A 19,530-nucleotide genomic window follows, 5' to 3' on the forward strand; every position below is an offset into this window, starting at 1 on the left:
AGTTGAATGGCATATGCTTGATCGGGGATGGAGCGGCATTAGTCCTGTTCGTCGCGGTTAATGTCCAGATAAAACACCCGGGTTAATAGCTCAAGGAATTTGGTTACCGCATAGGATTTGTTGTTTTTGTGGTAACTGACATACAGATCCAGATATGGCAGTTCCACGTCCAGCGGACGAATCACGGTATTATCCATGGTTAGTGGTGCAATATAGCCAGGCAAAATGGTACAGCCTAGGCCCATTCCGATCGAGTTGATATTAAATAAAATATTATCGGCCTTTTGCACGATATTGAGTTCAATGCCGTTGGCTTTGGCAAAGTCCAGAATAGCCTGGTTCAGGGTCAAGGACTGCTCTGCTGATGGAATAATAAAATCAATACCATTCAATGCTTTAACAGGAATTCTTTCGTATTTTGCTAAGGGGTGATCTTTAGGCAGGAGAAAAATCAGCGGTTCACGAATCACGAACTGGCTTTCAATTTCATCACTATTGAAATTATGACGGGTAAATGTCAGATCTAGATCACCTTTTTTTAACAAACGCATCTGCTCATTGTTGTTCAGGCTGAGCAGTTCAATTTTTAAATCTGGGTTCTGTACACGTAGATTTGGCAAGATATAGGGGAAGATTTTCATCTCGGCTACCGGTACAAAACCGATACGGAGCATTTGCTGTTTGGCCTGTGACACCTGACGTGCCATGGCAACGGCTTTGTCCGCCTGTGCAAGGGTGAGACGGGCCTGTTCCAGGAATACGGCGCCTTCTTCGGTCAGCTCCACTTTACGTTTGGTTCGGTTGAGTAGCTTGACGCCGACATCTTCTTCCAGGTCTTTGATTTGCTGGCTAAGTGAGGGTTGAGCCGTATAAAGTTTAAGTGCTGCCTTACTAAAGTTCAGTTCTTCAGCAACGGTGATAAAGTAGCGAAGGTGTCGTAATTCCATGTCATCAGCCCGAAGAGTAATCCAAAAAATGTCTTACTATAATTTCATAGAAGTATAATCTATAAACAACTATGTCGTGAAGGTTATTTTGATATTTAGAAAGTAAATACTCTTGAGATATTTATTAATGTTTTAATATCAGAACAAGCACGTGGAATAATTGCTTAAAGCTATTAATTGAAACAAAAAAAATATTTCCCCAAAATCAATCCAAAATCCATTATCCATTCGAATTGAGTCTATTTACTTTGTGCCTTGATGGGTCACAGGAGAGCTTTTCATGAGTGGAAAAATTGATGTGCGTGAAATCGACGCTTTAGTCGATGCACAAAATGGGCGTATCACTCCATCTATCTATACAGATCCAGATATTTACGAATTAGAACTTGAACGCGTTTTTGGCCGTACTTGGTTGTTCCTTTGTCATGAAAGCCAGATTCCAAAGGCGGGTGACTTCTTCAATACCTATATGGGTGAAGATCCGATCATCGTGGCACGTCAAAAAGATGGCTCAATCAAAGCATTCTTAAACCAGTGCCGTCACCGCTCTATGCGTGTGAGTTTCGCAGACTGTGGTAATACCCGTGCATTCACTTGCCCATACCACGGCTGGTCTTATGGCATTGACGGTTCTTTAAAAGACATTCCGCTTGAAGAACGTGCTTACCCACAAGGTGCATGTAAAGAGCAATGGGGCTTGGTCGAAGTGAATCGTGTCAAGTCTTACAAAGGTCTGGTATTCGCTTGTTGGGATGAAACCACACCTGATCTTGAAGAATACATGGGCGATATCGCCTGGTATCTAGATGGTGTACTTGACCGTCGTCCAGGTGGTACAGAAATTATCGGTGGTGTACACAAATGGGAAATCGAGTGTAACTGGAAATTTGCAGCGGAACAGTTTGCATCTGACCAATATCATGCCTTGTTCTCTCATGCATCTGCGATCCAAGTCCTTGGCGCAAAACCAGATGATGAAGCATCGAAAAAACTTGGTGCTGCACAAACGGCTCGTCCAGTCTGGGAAACGGCTAAAGATGCACTTCAGTACGGTTCACGTGGTCACGGTTCAGGCTTCTTCTTTACAGAAAAACCAGATGCAAACGTATGGGTCGACGGTGAAGTAGCCAACTACTTCCGCGAAACTTATGAAGAAGTAAAAGAGCGTTTAGGTGAAGTCCGTGCCCTGCGTCTTGCAGGTCATAACACCATGTTCCCGACCTTGTCTTGGTTGAACGGTACGGCAACGCTTCGTGTATGGCACCCACGTGGTCCAAACAAAACTGAAGTATGGGCATTCTGTATTGCGGATGCTGAAGCATCGCAAGAAGTCAAAGAAGCATTTGAACGTTCTGCAACGCGTGCTTTCGGTCCTGCTGGTTTCCTAGAGCAAGATGACTCTGAAAACTGGATCGAAATCCAAAAAGTTTTACGTGGTTATAAAGCCCGTCAAAACAAACTCATTATGGAAATGGGTAAAGGCAACGAGAAAATCCGTGAAGACGGTATTCCGGGGATCACCAACTATATTTTCTCTGAAACTGCAGCACGTGGCATGTACCGCCGCTGGGCAGATTTATTGATCCATGAAAAATGGGAAGACGTTGAAGCAGCAGCTGACGCATACGAGAAGGAGCTTATGAAATGAGTCAAGTGAGTTTAGAACTTCATCATCAAATCAGTCAGTTCCTGTATCGCGAAGCAAAATTGCTGGACGACTGGAAATTCCGCGATTGGTTAGATACCTTAGCTGAAGATATTTCTTACACGCTACGTACCACACCAAACGCACAAACCCGTGACCGTCGTCGTTCAGTTGAACCACCTACAACTTGGGTGTTTAACGATTCGAAAGACCTTTTAGAGCGTCGTGTAGCGCGTCTGGAAACCGGTATGGCTTGGGCTGAAGAGCCTCCATCACGTACCACCCACATGGTGAGCAACGTGATCGTAGAGCCAACTGAAGTTGAAGGCGAATACGACGTGTACGTAACCTATTTGCTATATCGTACGCAAAAAGAGAAAGACATTGTCATTTACTGCGGTAAACGTCATGACAAGATCCGTAAAGTTGAAGGCGGCCTCGGCTTCCAGATCTTCAACCGTAAGATCACGCTTGATCAAGCGACATATAGCTCACATAACCTGAGTGTGTTCTTCTAATGAATAAGATTTTTGTTTGCCAAGTTGACGAATTAGACGAAGGCGAAGCGTTAAAAGTAGATTGTGGCGTAAACGGTATCGAAGCGCTGGCTGTATTTAACAATGGCGGTGAATTCTTCGCTATGAACGATAAATGCAGTCATGGTAATGCTTCTATGTCTGAAGGCTATCTGGAAGATGACGGTACTGTGGAATGTCCATTGCATTCAGCACGTTTCTGTTTAAAAACAGGTGAAGCATTATGTCTACCTGCAACTGATCCAATCAAAACATTCCCAGTGGTTGTTGAAGATGGTCAATTGTTTGTAGAGATGGTAGGAGAGTAATCATGGGTTGGCTACAGGGCGAAGTTGCACTTATTACTGGTGGTGGTTCAGGCTTAGGCTGGGCTTTGGTAGAGCGTTTTATTGAGGAAGGTGCGCAAGTCGCTGTTCTTCAGCGTTCAAAAGCTAAAGTAGATGCATTAAATGAACACTTCGGTGGAAAAGTTCTTGCGATCGAAGGTGATGTAGCCAGCTATGCAGATAACGTTCGTGCAGTTCAAGCAACTGTGGAACGTTTCGGTAAACTCGATTGTTTCGTTGGTAATGCCGGTATCTGGGATCACTATGCCGATATCGTCAATACCTCTGGTGAGCAGCTGGAAAAAGCCTTTGACGAGATTATGGGGATTAATACCAAGTCGCTCATTCTCGGCGCGAAGGCTGCACTGGATGCATTGATCGCTTCTGAAGGTTCTATCATATTTACTTTGTCTAATTCGGCACTGTACTCCGCTGGCGGAGGCCCTGTATATACTGCATCTAAGCATGCAGGGGTGGGTATTATGAAAGAATTGGCCTATGAGCTTGCGCCTAAAGTACGAGTGAATGCGGTTGCACCGTCAGGTATGAATGTGAATATCAAAGGCGCAGCGTCGCTCGGTCAGGAAAATGTTGGCCTGCTCGATGCACGTGATCCTGAGAAAATTGCACGTGGTATGCCACTGAATTTCTTGCCTGAACCGGAAGATATGACAGGTTCATACGTACTCTTGGCATCTCGTCAAAATAACCGTCCTTTGACTGGCGTTCTGATCAATGCAGAATGCGGTCTGGGGATTCGTGGCTTACGTCAGCCCCGTGCCGGTTTCTTTGACGAATAAAAATCTGCTTTTAAAAATCTCCCCTTCCCCCTCTTTATAAAAGAGGGAGAAAATCTCCCTCCTTTTTAAAGGAAGGATGGGGAGGATTTAAGTCTTCCTTTTTGGAGTCTCTCATGGCCGTTAAACTTATTTGTGCATCGCACAGTCCGTTAATGGAATTTGCTTCACCACAGGAAAAGCGTAAAGAACAAGCTGTTCGTGATGCTTTTGAAAAACTCTCTGCTGAAGTAAAAGCTTACGACCCAACCCTGATCATCACCTTTGGTCCTGACCATTTTAATGGTTTCTTCTATGACCTGATGCCAAGTTTCTGTGTCGGTATTCGTGCCAAAGCTGCGGGTGACTGGGATTATGGTAAAGACAATGATCACATTGATGTACCTGAAGACAAAGCATTAGGTTTGGTTCGACGTGTACTCGATGAAGGTGTCGACGTTGCATATTCTTACCGTATGCAGGCGGATCATGGGGTGACTCAGCCATTGCACTTCCTGTGTGACGGCAAACTCGATCGTTATCCAACGATTCCAATTTTTATTAATGGCGCTGCAGCACCGATGCCAACCCCCAAGCGTACCATTGCTTTGGGCCGTGCTGTAGGTCAGTTTATTAAATCTTTAAACCTTGAAAATGAGCGTGTCCTTGTTTTAGGTACAGGTGGTCTGTCGCATGATCCACCCACACCGCAAATGGGTTCGGTTCCACCACAAGTAGAAGAATTCCTGATTGCAGGTCGTAATCCAACGCCTGAAGCACGTGAAGCACGTCAGGGCAAAGTCATTGCAGTCGGTCAGAAACTGGCAGCAGGCGATACTTCGGTTGCAGTTCCTTTAAATGCTGAATGGGATCGTGCACTGCTTGAAACCTTCAAGAACGCTGATTTTGCGACCTTAGAAGCCGTGACAGAAGATGAAATTCGTCGTGACGGCGGTCGTGGTGGTCAGGAAGTCCGTTCCTGGATGGCCGCATTTGCAGCCTTAAGCGAAATGGGCGAATACGACATGACAACACACTGCTATGAAGATATCAGTGAATGGATTGCGGGCTTCGGCATCGTATCTGCAGAGTTAAAAGGTTAATTGACATGAGCAACATCGAAACCATCGTAATTGTAGGGGCTGGCCAGGCAGGTGCAAGCGCGATTTTAGAACTTCGTGGCAACAAGTACGCAGGTAAAATCATTCTGATTGGTGATGAAACGCATCTTCCTTATGAGCGTCCGCCACTGTCGAAAGATGTGATTCTAAAACCTGAGGACACCAAGATTGAAATTCTGTCAGCAGAAAAACTGGCTGATCTTGGCGTGACCACCATTCGTGGCAATGGCGTGACTCAAATCAACGCGACCGCGAAAACGGTTGAACTTCAAAATGGTGATGTTGTTGCTTATGACAAATTGCTTCTCGCAACAGGCGGTGCCGCGCGCCGTCTGCCAAACTTCGATGCGTTAGGCAAACATGTTTATACCTTGCGTAACCTTGAAGACTCACAGGCATTGGTTCCTGTATTGCAAGCAGGTCAACGTATTCTGCTGATCGGTGGCGGTGTGATCGGTCTTGAACTGGCATCCTCTGCGCGTTACAAAGACTGTCAGGTGACTGTGCTTGAGCAGGGACCAATGGTAATGGGGCGTTGTTCACCGCGTATTTTAAGTGAATTTCTGCTTGAACAACACCGTCTGGCAGGCGTAGATGTTCGCTTAAATACTCAAGTTGCAGCTTGCCGTTTAGATGGTGAAGAAATTGTGGTGACTTTAGCTGATGGCGAAGAGTTACGTGCTGATGCTGTGGTTTATGGAATCGGAATTGTGCCAAACGCACAGCTTGCCATTGCAGCCGGTTTAGATGCTGATCTTGCGATCAAGGTCAATGAAAATTGCCAGACTTCAAATGCCCATATTTATGCAGCAGGCGATGTCGCGACACAACTTCGTGAAGACGGCGAATTCCGCCGTGTCGAGACTTGGGAAAATGCCAATCTTCAGGCAGGCATTTTTGCGCGTCATGTCATGGGTGTCGAACATCCAAAAGCCAATCCGGCCTGGTTCTGGACCGATCAGCTCAATATCAACTTCCAGTTTGTCGGTGATATGGCAGCGACCCAATGGCTGGTTCGTGGCGACATGGATGCAGCCAAAGGCGCAGACAATTCATTTGTGATGTATGGTGTGACAGATGGTCAAATCGTTGCCGGTATTACCGTCAATGCGGCCAAAGAAATGCGTCATCTGAAAAAAATGATCAGCAAGAATACGGCTTTTGAAGCTGAAAAACATTTGGATCTGGCACAAGACTTACGCAAAATTGCTTAAGTTGTATTGAGATATCTTGGAACAGATCTATGTTTTGCATAGGTCTGTTTTTTTATGTTTATCGAATACTCTCTATATGATCACTACCTCAAGTTTCAGTTTTGGTTTGTATTACTTTGCGTAGGTAATGCCTCACTTTTGAGAGGTCAAAAGTGACAAAAATCTTTTTCTAAACTGAGGATATGTCCATATATCCCAGTTTAGCGGCGGCATCCATGCCGCAATCAGTATTGTCGATTGTGGATTTGAACGAGAAGTTAGTTCAATTCTTTCTGATTAACTTTAATTGAGTCTTTTATGAATTCAAATTCATCTCCCATGCTGGTGACGGCAAGTATTTACGTTTTACTTGTGCTGATTTGGGCCGCAACGCCTTTGGCGATTGTCTGGAGTGTGGCCGAGATTCACCCGATGTGGGTACTGATCATTCGCTATTTTGGCGCATCGATTATTGCGCTATTCCTGCTAAAAATCATGCGTGATCCCTTGCCTTTTGACGGCACTTCAATGAAAAGCTATCTGGCCGGCAGTCTGAATTTAATCGGTGCACAGCTGTTTATTTATCTGGCAGCCAATTATCTGACCTCAGGTCTGATGGCCCTGATTTTTGGTTTTTCGCCGCTGATTGCCGGTCTGATCGGGCATGTGATCTTAAAAACTCATCAGTTAGTGTGGCTGCAATGGTCAGGTATGGCTGTTGCCATTGCAGGGCTGAGTTTTGTATTTTTAGATTCGGCAGACAGCAAGGTGAATCCTTGGGGTGTGGTGCTGATGCTGATCAGTATGGTGTCCTATATCAGTTCAATCTTCTGGGTCAAACAGATCAACGCACCTTTAAGCCCAATGTCACAAGCGACAGGTTCATTGCTGCTATCAGCAGCCGGTTCACTGCTCTTGATTCCATTTATCTGGCAGCATATGCCGACCCAGTTGCCTGGCATACAGGCGCTGATCGGGTTTGTATTTACCATGATCATGTCCTCGATTGTGGCGATGCTGTGTTATTTCTGGCTGATTCGGCGTTTAAATGCTTCAACAGTATCTTTGAGTAATGTCATGACGCCAGTCATCGCACTGGTACTTGGTGCGACTCTGAATCATGAAATCATCAGCAGTCATGCCTTTGCAGGAATTGCCGTGGTGATGTTCGGCATCATTATGTACTTTTGGAAAGAGTGGCGTGAGCAATACTTTTCCAAGCACTAAATCTGTAGCAAATCAAAAGGGCGAAAGCCCTTTTTTATGCTTTAAATCTTTTAGAGGAATGAAGTCTATGGCTACATCCGTTCACAAGAGTTTAAGCAAGTCTATTTAGCAGATTGGCCAAATGTTAAAAATAGTATATGTCATCGTATGCACTCTCAATCGTTGCATAACTCAGGCATGCACGATCAAATCAGCACATTATGAGGATAAAATTTTGGCTGGAATCAGTAGAGTAGGGCTTGGTATGATTTTGTATTTTTTAAAAAACTGTATGCAACATGTTTTTCTCGACAGTACCCATAGTCCGGCCAGCCAGCAGGCTATCAGAGCGCTATTTTTTTGCTAAAATAACAAAAACATACATGATTGTCTGTGATGGATTTCATACTATACTCAAGTGCGCCTGTTTTTAGTTTGTATGCTCATTAAAAGATGCATCGCCTGACCATTTCAAGCGGTTGCTGTCTTGCATATAGCGAATAATAAATAGTGGATGTTTATGCAAGATCTTCTCAAAACTAAAAAATTTCAGTTAACCACGGAGTCCAGCTGGAAACATCTCTGGTCTAAGCCGGTATTTGAGTATCTGCATTCAGATCATTTCAATGGACAACAGTTTCGTAATCTCGAGCATCCTGCTCGGGCGCACAGTCGTTTTGACTTATATAAATGGCTCATTACCCGAAAATCCAAAACCTGGAATATCAATCTTGACGCAGAACGTGCCGAGTTTTTTGCGCGACCGCGTGCATTGCCACAGCAGCGTCCCGATGCGCCTTTAGATGACTGGCAAATCTGGTTTATTGGTCACGCCACTGTGCTCATTCAAATCGGGCCTTATAATTTCCTGACCGATCCGGTCTGGGCTGAATATGCCAGTCCTTCTGCATCCACTGGTCCGCAGCGGGTCATTCCTGCCGGTATTGCGCTAGATGAACTGCCACATATTGATGCTGTGCTGCTCAGCCATAACCACTATGATCATATGGATCTGGCCAGTCTGGAATGGCTGCATAACGCTTTTCAGATGCCGATTTATACCGGTCTGGGCAATGCCTGGTATTTGCCAGAACACTATACCGTGCATGAAATGGACTGGTGGGAAAACGCCTTCTTTGAAGAGATCCGGATTGTTTATACGCCGGCACAACATGCTTCAGGTCGTGGCATGCGAGATCAGAATTGTGCGCTCTGGGGCGGCTTTTCTCTATTACATGGTAAGGAACATTGTTTCTTTGCCGGAGATAGCGGTTATACTTCGCATTTTAAAGAGATTCGTAAACGTCTGGGTGCACCGCGAATTGCCTTGCTGCCGATTGGCGCTTATGAGCCGCGTGAACTGATGCGCGCCATCCATATGAATCCGGAAGATGCCTTTCATGCCCATCATGACTTGCAGGCCAAATGTTCCCTGGCGATTCATTACCGGACTTTCCAGCTGACGGATGAAGACCGGGATGCACCGGAACACGAATTGCATGAGCTCATCAAGCATTCTTCCAAGCTGATCAATCCATTTTACTGCATACGTGAAGGCAAACGGATTATTGTCTAATGTTGAATAGGCAGAGGGTTAGGTTTAGACCTGTTTAGCAGATCACCGCATCGCGGGTATGGTAGGGTTTAAAGAGGCTTCGCGTCAGGTTCAGATTCCACCATGTTGCACAGATGAGAAGGATAATAAAATGACCAGAACATTAGAGATTACTGAACAGACCACACTGGGCGAGTTGGTCACTTTCTTTCCCGCCATTACCCCGCGACTGAATGCGTTACAGATAGATTACTGCTGTCAGGGCGATCGGAGTTTACAAACCGCGATGCAGGAAACCGGACTTGCTGCCGATTTTTTAAATGAAATCCAGCAGGCCTATCAACAGTATTTAACTCAGGAACAGACCGATGTACCAGTCAGTGAATCATCTGATCAGGAATTAATTGATTTAATTCTCTCTGTTCATCATGTGCCGGAACGAGCGCTCTGGAAAGAGCTGGATGAACTGGTCAATAAAATTTTACTGGTGCACTTTAAGCATGATCCAGAACGTTTATTGGCACTGCATCGTTGTTTTAGCTTGCTTAAAATGGAACTTGAACAGCACTTTGCCAAAGAAGAGAAAATTTTGTTTCCAGCTTTGCGGCTTGAAACAAAGTCTGCAGCAGATTTAGACAAAATTAAAAGTTTAATTGCAGAACTTGAAGATGAGCATGATGCCGCAGGCCAGTTGATTAAACAGATCATTGAACTGACCGGGCATTTTACCCCGCCGGATTATGCCTGCCCAACGGTCAAAGTGGTCTATGCCAAACTGCATGAACTGGTCGATGATGTGTTTTTACACATTGCTAAAGAAAATAGCGTGTTGTTTAAGCGCTATACTAGCTAAATTCTCAAGGCTCTAAACTAAAAAAAGCCCCTATCGAAATAGGGGTATTTTATTGCTTTATATTTTTAGTGAATCTTTAAGGGCAAAGATTACAGCACACCTGGCTGACCCAGTGCAGGATCAGTTGCACGAGCAGCTTGGGCATCAGCAACCGTCATGCCTAATGCAGTAGCAACGCCTTCACCATAAGCTGGGTCACATGCATAACAGTTACGGATATGACGGTACTTAATGAAGTCTAGAGCATCGCCCATCGCACGTGCGGTGTTATCAAACAGGGCCTGTTTTTGCTCAGGGTTCATCAGGTTGAACAATGCGCGTGGCTGGCTGAAATAGTTGCTATCATCTGCACGGTAATCCCAGAAATCTGCATCACCGCGAATTTTCAATGCCGGTTCGCGGTATTGTGGCTGTTCTTGCCATTGGTGGAAGCTGTTTGGCTCATAGTGTGGCAAGCTGCCATAGTTGCCATCCATACGACCTTGGCCATCACGACGGTTTGAGTGCACCGGACAACGTGCTGCGTTCACTGGAATTTGTGAATGATTCACGCCTACACGGTAACGTGCAGCATCGGCATAGTTAACTAAACGCGCTTGTAGCATGCGGTCTGGTGAGTAGCTAATCCCCGGAACAAGGTTACTTGGTGCAAAGGCGGCTTGTTCAACATCCTGGAAGTAGTTTTCTGGGTTGCGGTTCAGTTCAAATTCACCCACTTCAATCAGTGGATATTCACCCTTCGGCCAGACTTTGGTCAGGTCAAATGGATGATATGGTACTTGTTCTGCCTCAAGTTCTGGCATGATTTGTACGAACAGGGTCCATTTCGGGAAGTCCCCACGTTCAATCGCATTGTACAGGTCAGTCTGGCTGCTTTCGCGGTCACGACCAACCAGTTCTGCTGCCTCGGCATCGGTCAGGTTTTGAATGCCTTGTTGCGTGCGGAAATGGAATTTCACCCAGAAACGTTCATTGTTGGCATTGATGAAGCTGTAGGTATGGCTACCAAAACCATGCATGTGACGATAACCGACTGGAATACCACGATCTGACATCACAATGGTGACTTGGTGCAATGCTTCCGGCAGCAATGTCCAGAAATCCCAGTTATTGGTCGCATTACGCAAGTTGGTGCGTGGGTCGCGTTTTACTGCTTTATTCAGGTCAGGGAACTGGCGAGGGTCGCGGAAGAAGAATACTGGTGTGTTGTTACCAACCAAATCCCAGTTACCTTCTTCGGTATAGAATTTCAGGGCAAAACCACGAATATCACGTTCTGCATCGGCAGCACCACGTTCACCGGCAACGGTAGAGAAACGCGCAAACATTTCAGTTTTTTTGCCCACTTCAGAGAAGATTTTAGCGCGGGTATATTGGCTAATGTCATGGGTCACGGTAAATGTACCAAAAGCACCTGAACCTTTGGCATGCATACGGCGCTCAGGAATCACTTCGCGAACAAAGTTAGCCAGTTTTTCATTCAGCCATAAATCCTGAGCAAGTAATGGACCACGTGCACCTGCGGTCATACTGTTCTGGTTGTCGACCACAGGCGCACCCGCTTCAGTGGTCAGGTGGGTAACAGGGCATTTTTTAAAATCTTGGCTCATTTTTCCTCTCCAAGTTTTGAATATCTTGTAGCGTTTATCCAGTATTTATAAAATATTGAGTTATCTGCGAAGGGCATCAGGTTTTACTCTATTTTCAATATCTTGATATAAATACTGTTAGCGCACAAAGTGGAATTCACAGGATATAATTGAGTGATGTCACTCAAAAAATATTTTTAAAGTTAATAAAGTCTAAAATATTTAAAATTAAATGGTTACTTTTTAAAAGTAGCCGGTTTTCTACTCTTTGACAATATCAAATTCTCTATATTTTGGATAACTCAAATAATGAATCGGATTAAACGAAAATAACAATCTTTAAGTCCCTTATATGTTTTTATCAAAGGATCAAACTAATAGATGAATCGTGCTGTTTAAAATAAATCTTATAACTGATTTATTTTAAATGCTTTTTTTGATTAGGTTTTGTCTGTGTGAAAAACATCATAAAGTGCTGAATGTAATCAGCATGTTTTCCGGCTATAGTGCTCATTTTTGTATACAGAATATCCTGCTTAAATGGTCTTTATTTTTAAAAAAAGCATTGGCAAATATGCTTGAAAATTGTCCAAAATGGCGTATCATTATTTTCCCACTCGCGTGGAAACTCACTAAAATCTAGTTAAAAGGCGAAAGTACAACATGGCCAAGAAGAAAACAGTCGAGCATGTGGTGATCCATAATTTTGTGGCAAAACACATGCATGAAGTCAACAAAAGTCAGGTTTTTGTAGACCGAAAGAAAAATGCAAAACGTGGCTACAACAAGCACAGACAAGGGCGATATTCTATGGAAGATCGCCCTTTTTTAATGGCAGCTTAAGATCTGTAAGGTGGTTGAGGATGACGCGTTGGCTGTTTGGGGTTGGTTCCAAGTGGAGAGAGCGGGGCAACGGGGCGGTTGCTACGATTTTGTGTATTTTGAGTGGAGCGCCGCGATGAATTTGTTGGCTCATCTCGTATAAAATCATTAAATAATTTATTCAGTCTTCCCTGATTTGGCTGTCCATAATGTGCAGGGTGAGGTTCAGTTCTGGCCTGCTGAAAACTGGCAAATTGATCTTTTTGCTGACGATAGAGTTTGGCCGCTATCACAGAGGGATCATTTCGGCCTAAACGCCGTCGCTGGGATGCTGAAATTTCGATGCCCAATAGAGGGGACATTTTAGGCCGATCGGCATAGCCGCTGGCAGGACGTGTATAAGATGAACCGGAATAATCCGCATTTTTCCGGGCCCGCAAGGCAGGTGCAATAATAACAATATAGAACACCGCAATGAGCATGAACAGGATAACCAGAAATTCCATAACCACCTCTACACTCGTCGAGGGACTGGAAAAGTCCCGGATTAGGCACTCACCATACGCGTGGCTGATTTCACCATATCACCCAAACCATGGGTTCTGAAATAATATTCCAGCCAGCTTTTTACCATCAGTGGATTGTCCATTTTTAACACATGCTGTAGCAATTCCTGTGCATCACTCATCGGCACGTGACAAATGGTTTTACGTACCTTCAGGATATTACTCGAACTCATTGACAGGGTATTAAAGCCCATGGCCATGAGCAAAACCGCAGACAGCGGATCACCTGCCATTTCACCGCAGATACTGACCGGTTTTTCATTACGATGACAGTCCTGCACCAGACGGGTCAGGGCACGCAGTACGGCAGGATGTAAATGTGAATAGACATTGGCAACCCGCGGATTATTGCGATCGACTGCCAAAAGATATTGAGTCAAATCGTTAGAGCCAACCGAGAAGAAATCGACCAGTTCGGAAAACTCATCAATCTGATGCAGCACACTCGGCACTTCCACCATGATGCCGAGTTTTGGCTTGTTCACTTTGACCTGTTCTTCTTCCTGAATCGCCGCATGATCACGTTCCAGTAAATAGAGGGCTTCTTCAACCTCACTGACACTGGTCACCATCGGCAACAGAATATGCAGGTTATTCAGTCCGATACTGGCTTTAAGCATGGCGCGAATTTGTGAAGAAAAAATTTCCGGATGATCCAGGGTAAAACGAATGCCACGCCAGCCCAGTGCCGAATTTTCTTCTTCAATCGAAAAATACGGCAGGTCTTTGTCTGCCCCAATGTCCAGGGTACGCATCACTACCGGTTTATTGGCAAAATGAGTGAGTTGCTGGCGATAAATCGCGCGCTGTTCTTCTTCGCCCGGGAAGCGGTCGCGTAGCATAAATGGAATTTCAGAACGGTATAAACCAACGCCTTTGGCACCACGTTGCACGCCACGGACCACATCGATCATCAGGCCGGTGTTGACGTACAGTTTTACCGCTACCCCATCCGGGGTAATCGCATCTTTGGTTTCGTACTGACGCAGATCTTTGGCGATCTGTTCTTCTTCTTTTTGAATTTCTTTATAGCGACTGCGCAAACGCCGTGGCGGATTGATGAAGACCCGGCCTTGATGCGCATCAACGATCATTTCTACATCATCCAGGGTATTAATTGGCAGTTCAGTCACACCGACCACAGTCGGAATGCCGAGGGCACGTGCCACAATTACCATATGCGAGTTCATGGCACCTTCAGTGGTGACAATCGCAGCAATTTTATCCACTGGCAGTTCAACCAGAGCTGCAGTGGAAATCTCTTCCCCTATCAGAATACTCTCATCGGTCAGCTCACGATGACTGGCATCAGCTTCCTGTAAACGCGCCAGAATACGGCGGCCCAAGTCTTTTAAGTCTGCCACCCGTTCACGTAAATAATCATCCTGCATCTGGGCAAACTGTGCCACATGACTATCAATCACGATGCGCACTGCACCCTGTGCCCAATGGCCTTCCCGAATGAGCGCCTTGATTTCTGCCGGCAGGGCATTTTCATCCAGCATCCGCAAGAATACGCTAAAGAGGGCGCGTTCTTCGGCCATCAGCGCATCCTGCATCTTGTCATCGAGCGACTGGATTTCTTCACGGACGGAGTTGAGGGCGCTGTCTAATAATTGTAGTTCTTCGCTGATGTCATCGGCTTCACGATCGGGAACGGCGGCCAGATCTGCTGGCGGGTAGAGAATCACGGCACGACCCAGAGCAATCCCGCCTGAACCGGACACACCCTGAAAGGTTTTATAGGCAGGCAGGTTATTTGGCTTGCGGAAGACATCAATATTGCCCACCGCATGGGCATGGGCAATCACGCCAGAGAGCTGCGCGCACAGTGTGACCAGAAATGATTCGGCGGCTTCAGAGAAATCCTGAGATTCTTTATTCTGAACCACCAGCACACCCATGACCTTACGGCGGTACATCACCGGGACGCCCAGAAAAGAGTTATACAGCTCTTCACCGGTTTCAGGCAGGAACAGGAAGCGTTCATGTTTGGGTGCATTGTCCAGATTGACAATTTCTTCACGCTGGCCGACCAGACCCACCAAACCTTCGCCAGTCTGTAACGATACGTGACCTACGGACTCAGCCTTCAGGCCCTTGGAAGCCATCAGCAGATAACGCTGGTTACGTTCATCCAGAAGGTAAATAGAGCAGACATCGACATGCATGGCGTCTGCGACATGCTTGACCATGATATCGAGGGATTCATGCAAACTGGCAGATGCATTGATCTCTTGAACAATACGTCTCAACGTGTCCAGTTGCATATTCGACATAAGGTCTGCTCCGTCTATTCAGAATTTCAGTGATACGTTTATTTATAACAATAGCCGACCAAAAAATCTGCATGATTTATGCGATTTTTTAAGGTTTTTGCTGGGGCAGCTGCTGACACAACTCCACCAGGGCTTTGCGATAAACATCACGTTTGAAATTCACGACTTGACCTAATGGATACCAGTAACTGACCCATTGCCATTGATCAAATTCCGGCGGATCAGACAGATTCAACTGAATATGCTGAACGGGGGCCGTAAGTTTGAGTAAAAACCACTTTTGTTTTTGACCGATGCACACCGGATCGGAGTCCGGTCGTATGTATCGATGCGGCAAACGATAGCGCAACCAGCCTTTGGTTTGCGCGATGATCTGGACGTGTTCGGGCAATAAGCCAACTTCTTCTCTCAGCTCACGATAGAGTGCCTGCTCAGGGGTTTCTCCATATTGGATACCTCCTTGTGGAAATTGCCATGCATTATGACCAATGCGTTTTGCCCATAAAACTTGTCCAGCATCGTTTGCCAAAATGATCCCGACATTTGGTCGGAAACCCTCAGAGTCGATCATTTGGCTACCTAAAAATTGTTTAATTTATACCTTTGCCATCGGGGAGCGTTATTTCTTTATCCAACTCGAAAAAAGCAAAGTTTAAAAATGTTAAAATTGCTATGATCTTAACGAATTTCTATCGACTAGCGGAGATAGATTTACAATTTTTTTCTTAAATTTCAGTTTTTACGAGTATTTTCATGAAATTGGCGCTATTTGATCTCGATCACACCTTGTTAAACACGGATTCGGATCATTCTTGGGGAGAGTTTCTGGTCAGCGAGGGTCTGGTCGATCCGGTGCAGCATCGTGCCATGAATGACAAGTTCTATGACGACTATAAAAAAGGTCAGTTAGACCCCTATGCCTATAATGAATTTGTGTTCCAGTTTCTGACTCAACATGAGCATGCTTATTTAACCGAGTTGCACCAGCTGTTTATGCAAAAGGTGATTCGCCCGCAAATGCGTCCAGAAGGTTTTAAGGCCATTCAACGGCATAAAGACGCCGGTCATGCTCTGGTCGGGATTACCGCGACTTCGGATTTTATTACTGCACCAATTTTTCGTGAATTCGGCATTACTGAAATTATTGCCACCAATGCTGAAGTACTCGATGGCAAATATACCGGAAAAGTGATCAATACCGCGTGTTATCAACAAGGCAAGCTGGTGCGTCTGGAACAGTGGCTGCAAGGTCGCGATGTGACCGAGTCTTGGGCCTATTCAGATTCGATTAATGACCGTTTCTTGCTGGAATATGCCGATCATGCCATTGCAGTGAATCCGGATGACCGCCTTGAAGTTTTAGCCAAAGCGCAGGGCTGGAATATACAGGACTGGTCGATTTAACTGATTGCATTTTATCCATCTGATTGATCCAGCACAACTTCGGTTGTGCTTTTTTATCTGCCCGAATTCAATATAAGTGTTAATGTTTTTTCACAGTCCGCTTGCCTCGGACATGTTATGCTCAAAAAACAGGACATGAAAATAATGGAAAAGTTTGAGGTGTAATGCTATGACTCACGTTCGACCGCGTATGACACATCTGTTTCAGCAGCTTGGCTTGGATGCCACTCAGGAAGGCATTGAAAAGTTTATTCACGAACATCAACTGCATAAAGATCTGACTTTGCTCGATGCACCGTACTGGTCAGAAGCACAACGTCAGTTTTTAACCGAAAAAATTGCATCTGATGGTTCATGGGCCATTGTGGTGGATCAACTCAATGAATCCCTGCATGAAAACTCAACCAGTGAAGGATGAAATAAAAGCCAATCGAATGATTGGCTTTTTTAGCTTGAAGGCTTTAGTGAGTGCGTCGCCAGATGCTGACTTGTGACAAGCTATGTTGATATTTTCTGGCGGTTTCACGAATAACAAAAGGCACATCCTGGGGCTGGGTCACCAGCTCAAAATGAGCCTTTAATATTTCCGAGATTCCCTCCAGTGTAGTGACCTCTCTGTCTGCCTGCTTGAACCCGCCCAGCCATTCATCACGTGCAGTATGTTCTTCCAGCCAGGTATAAGGCGAACTGAGCAGTAGAATTCCACCCATATTTATCCGTTGATGGATCTGCATCAAAAAGTCTTTGGGATGATGCAGCCGGTCAATTAGATTGGCCGCCAGAATAAAATCATAGCCAATAAAATGTGCTTTCAGATTACAGGCATCGGCCTGAAAAAATTCCACTTTAGAGGCAAGCCGATCCAAAGCGAAATCCTTAAGCGAGCAGATTTTCTCTTCGCTTAATTCACCTTCTACGGGGAGCTGATAACGGATTCGGTGACCTTGGGCCAGAAAGACGGCTTGCTGAATAAAGCGTGCAGAAAAATCCAGACCGGTGACCTGATCAAAATAGTGTGTCAGTTCAAAGCTGGCGCGGCCAGTAGCACAGCCAATATCCAGAGCACTTTTACATGCAGTTTCCCGGAAATACGGCTGTGCCAGCTGCACCAATGTTTTGGCAAAATTGGCGATGCCAAAGTATTCGGCGCCGTACTGAAACTCCAGATATTGAGACACCAACTGGTCACTTTCATACTGTGAAGGAAACTGTTGCAAGGCTTGATCAGAGGCGACATAGCGGAAGCCAGCGTGTTGAAAGAAATGCCGTCTAAAAGCATAACGTGCGCTGTGCAGGGCTTCATTGCCTGCTGAAATCCAGGAGCCACCTTTAATAATATTATGCCGTCCATCAAAGGTCGGGGTGCTAAAATCATCATAAAGAGGATGCACCTGAAAGCCATGAAACGGATAGATTGGCGTTTCAGTCCATTGCCAGACATTGCCCTGAATATCATAGAAATCGCCCTGCTGAAAATGATCGACCGGGCAGGAACTGGTGCCATATTTCAATTCGATATTGGCCTGTTCAGGACTGGGTAAATCTGGATCCAGGTCTGAAACCGCATACAGGCGATACCATTCATCTTCGGTGGGCAGGCGGATGGTTTTTTCAAGCTGTTGCGATTTCCACTGACAAAAGGCTTTGGCTTCATGATAATTTACTTCTACCGGCCAATCCCAGGGCATGGGGACTTCTTCCAGCATCAGGCGCAGTGACCAGCCGAGTTCAGTCTTGCACCAAAAACACGGATGAGTCGCTTGTGAAAATTGCAGCCAGCCTAAGCCTTCTTCACTCCAGTAGTGTCCGGTCTGGTAGCCATCTGCTTCGACAAAGGCCAGAAACTCCTGATTCGACACCAGATATTTTGCAGCTTCAAAGGCTGCAACTTCGGCTTCATGCTGGCCGTATTCATTGTCCCAGCCATAAAAAGGATGGTTAAAATCTTTCTGTAGATGTACCTGGCCTTCAGGCACAGCAATCAAACTATTTTCCGGGGCAATGCCGGTAATGATATTGGCACGCCACTGCGGATGCTGGTGTACATGTTCTAAAGCATGCTGACGAATCAGCACCGATGACGTTTCCAGATGAATCCGTTCATGTTCGATGCCCATAATCAGCGTCCACCACGGATTGTGCCAGTTTAAGGGCAGATTCAGCGGGGCATGCTCAACAATGTTCAGAATCAGCGCGCGTACCTGATGTCGATAATCCCGGACTGCCTGCACAGTCGGCCAGTCATAATGCACTTCATCCAGATCATCCCAACTCATTTCATCAACCCCGATCGCAAAAATACTTTCAAAATGCGGATTCAGACGTTCAGTAATGAGTTTGCTCAGCAGCAGTTTATTGACAAAAAAAGTCGCGGTATGACCAAAATAAAAAATCAGCGGATGACGCAAATTAATTGGCTTGATAAAAAAAGCATCTTCATGCTTGAGGCATTCAAATAACTGCTCATAGGTATCAAAGGTATTCAGGAAGTAGTCACGCAGGCTGTGTCGCGCTGTTTGTTCGTCGGCAAAATCAAGCGCAGGGGTAGGCAACAGCATCGGTTTGGCCGAAAGCCATAGGCTGCTGGTATTTGTTTTATCTTGAGAGAGGGGTTTTAGGGGAGAATCGAGCTGCATCCGTCAGGCTCCATCGAATAATTTTAAGTATTCCTCTGCATCGCAAAAGAATAGATTTATCTTAAAAATACGCGAA

The 19,530-nt window shown here is 45.4% G+C and carries 18 protein-coding genes; 12 read left to right on the plus strand and 6 right to left on the minus strand.

All coding sequences use genetic code 11. The features are described from left to right. Positions 1-38 precede the first annotated feature (38 nt). The gene (gene hcaR, locus FTV30_RS10605; RefSeq protein ID WP_180001562.1) at positions 39-947 is read right to left on the minus strand and encodes a DNA-binding transcriptional regulator HcaR; all 909 of its coding nucleotides are present in this window, start codon (positions 945-947) and stop codon (positions 39-41) included. A gap of 280 nt (positions 948-1,227) precedes the next feature. Here hcaR and hcaE point away from each other — a divergent pair, with 280 nt between their 5' ends. From hcaE to FTV30_RS10650, 9 genes are all read left to right on the plus strand, one after another. Next, positions 1,228-2,595: a 3-phenylpropionate/cinnamic acid dioxygenase subunit alpha gene (gene hcaE, locus FTV30_RS10610; RefSeq protein WP_005095430.1), complete on the plus strand. Its 1,368-nt coding sequence runs from the start codon at positions 1,228-1,230 to the stop codon at positions 2,593-2,595. Next, the gene (gene hcaF / locus FTV30_RS10615) at positions 2,592-3,110 is read left to right on the plus strand and encodes a 3-phenylpropionate/cinnamic acid dioxygenase subunit beta (protein WP_180001563.1); all 519 of its coding nucleotides are present in this window, start codon (positions 2,592-2,594) and stop codon (positions 3,108-3,110) included. Before hcaE ends, hcaF begins: the two co-directional genes overlap by 4 nt. Continuing rightward, a complete protein-coding gene (hcaC, locus tag FTV30_RS10620) occupies positions 3,110-3,436 on the plus strand; it encodes a 3-phenylpropionate/cinnamic acid dioxygenase ferredoxin subunit (RefSeq protein WP_180001564.1) in 327 nt (108 codons plus the stop codon). The genes hcaF and hcaC overlap by 1 nt, the downstream gene beginning before the upstream one ends. Before the next feature lie 2 nt (positions 3,437-3,438). Then, a complete protein-coding gene (hcaB, locus tag FTV30_RS10625) occupies positions 3,439-4,254 on the plus strand; it encodes a 3-phenylpropionate-dihydrodiol/cinnamic acid-dihydrodiol dehydrogenase (RefSeq protein ID WP_004278515.1) in 816 nt (271 codons plus the stop codon). A gap of 113 nt (positions 4,255-4,367) precedes the next feature. Then, positions 4,368-5,333 carry a 3-carboxyethylcatechol 2,3-dioxygenase gene (locus FTV30_RS10630; protein ID WP_180001565.1) on the plus strand — a complete coding sequence of 322 codons (966 nt, stop codon included), beginning with the start codon at positions 4,368-4,370 and terminating at the stop codon, positions 5,331-5,333. Positions 5,334-5,338: 5 nt separating this feature from the next. Then, entirely contained in the window at positions 5,339-6,565 is a 1,227-nt protein-coding gene (hcaD, locus tag FTV30_RS10635; RefSeq protein WP_100329290.1) for a 3-phenylpropionate/cinnamic acid dioxygenase ferredoxin--NAD(+) reductase subunit, read from the plus strand. Between the two features lie 297 nt (positions 6,566-6,862). Continuing rightward, positions 6,863-7,771 carry a DMT family transporter gene (locus tag FTV30_RS10640; protein ID WP_100329289.1) on the plus strand — a complete coding sequence of 303 codons (909 nt, stop codon included), beginning with the start codon at positions 6,863-6,865 and terminating at the stop codon, positions 7,769-7,771. A 499-nt stretch (positions 7,772-8,270) separates the two neighbouring features. After that, entirely contained in the window at positions 8,271-9,326 is a 1,056-nt protein-coding gene (locus tag FTV30_RS10645) for an MBL fold metallo-hydrolase (RefSeq protein WP_180001566.1), read from the plus strand. Positions 9,327-9,456: 130 nt separating this feature from the next. Continuing rightward, the gene (locus FTV30_RS10650; RefSeq protein ID WP_180001567.1) at positions 9,457-10,158 is read left to right on the plus strand and encodes a DUF542 domain-containing protein; all 702 of its coding nucleotides are present in this window, start codon (positions 9,457-9,459) and stop codon (positions 10,156-10,158) included. Positions 10,159-10,247: 89 nt separating this feature from the next. Here FTV30_RS10650 and FTV30_RS10655 read toward each other — a convergent pair whose 3' ends face one another. Further along, positions 10,248-11,768 carry a catalase gene (locus FTV30_RS10655; RefSeq protein WP_180001568.1) on the minus strand — a complete coding sequence of 507 codons (1,521 nt, stop codon included), beginning with the start codon at positions 11,766-11,768 and terminating at the stop codon, positions 10,248-10,250. Between the two features lie 642 nt (positions 11,769-12,410). Here FTV30_RS10655 and FTV30_RS10660 point away from each other — a divergent pair. Then, positions 12,411-12,590, plus strand: coding sequence for a hypothetical protein (locus tag FTV30_RS10660; protein ID WP_005095450.1), 180 nt, complete (start codon positions 12,411-12,413; stop codon positions 12,588-12,590). Here the strand turns inward: FTV30_RS10660 and FTV30_RS10665 are convergent. The 3 genes from FTV30_RS10665 to FTV30_RS10675 all read right to left on the minus strand — a co-directional run bounded on the left by FTV30_RS10665 (position 12,587) and on the right by FTV30_RS10675 (position 15,985). Then, positions 12,587-13,075, minus strand: coding sequence for a hypothetical protein (locus FTV30_RS10665; RefSeq protein ID WP_005095451.1), 489 nt, complete (start codon positions 13,073-13,075; stop codon positions 12,587-12,589). The two genes, FTV30_RS10660 and FTV30_RS10665, sit on opposite strands and share 4 nt — an antisense overlap. 41 nt (positions 13,076-13,116) lie before the next feature. Further along, positions 13,117-15,414, minus strand: a complete 2,298-nt coding sequence (gene ptsP / locus FTV30_RS10670; RefSeq protein WP_005172856.1) for a phosphoenolpyruvate--protein phosphotransferase — start codon at positions 15,412-15,414, stop codon at positions 13,117-13,119. Positions 15,415-15,502: 88 nt separating this feature from the next. Next, complete coding sequence (locus tag FTV30_RS10675; protein ID WP_005095455.1) at positions 15,503-15,985, minus strand: RNA pyrophosphohydrolase; 483 nt, start codon at positions 15,983-15,985, stop codon at positions 15,503-15,505. Positions 15,986-16,167: 182 nt separating this feature from the next. On the opposite strand from FTV30_RS10675, the gene FTV30_RS10680 reads away from it, so the two are divergent. Beyond that, a complete protein-coding gene (locus FTV30_RS10680) occupies positions 16,168-16,818 on the plus strand; it encodes an HAD family phosphatase (protein ID WP_005095456.1) in 651 nt (216 codons plus the stop codon). Positions 16,819-16,987: 169 nt separating this feature from the next. After that, the gene (locus tag FTV30_RS10685) at positions 16,988-17,236 is read left to right on the plus strand and encodes a DUF2789 family protein (RefSeq protein ID WP_005095458.1); all 249 of its coding nucleotides are present in this window, start codon (positions 16,988-16,990) and stop codon (positions 17,234-17,236) included. A 43-nt stretch (positions 17,237-17,279) separates the two neighbouring features. On the opposite strand, the gene ovoA is transcribed toward FTV30_RS10685, so the two are convergent. Further along, positions 17,280-19,454 carry a 5-histidylcysteine sulfoxide synthase gene (ovoA, locus tag FTV30_RS10690; RefSeq protein WP_180001569.1) on the minus strand — a complete coding sequence of 725 codons (2,175 nt, stop codon included), beginning with the start codon at positions 19,452-19,454 and terminating at the stop codon, positions 17,280-17,282. Between the last annotated feature and the right edge of the window lie 76 nt (positions 19,455-19,530).

The organism is Acinetobacter sp. YH12255 (assembly GCF_013417355.1).
Classification (GTDB): domain Bacteria; phylum Pseudomonadota; class Gammaproteobacteria; order Pseudomonadales; family Moraxellaceae; genus Acinetobacter; species Acinetobacter pseudolwoffii.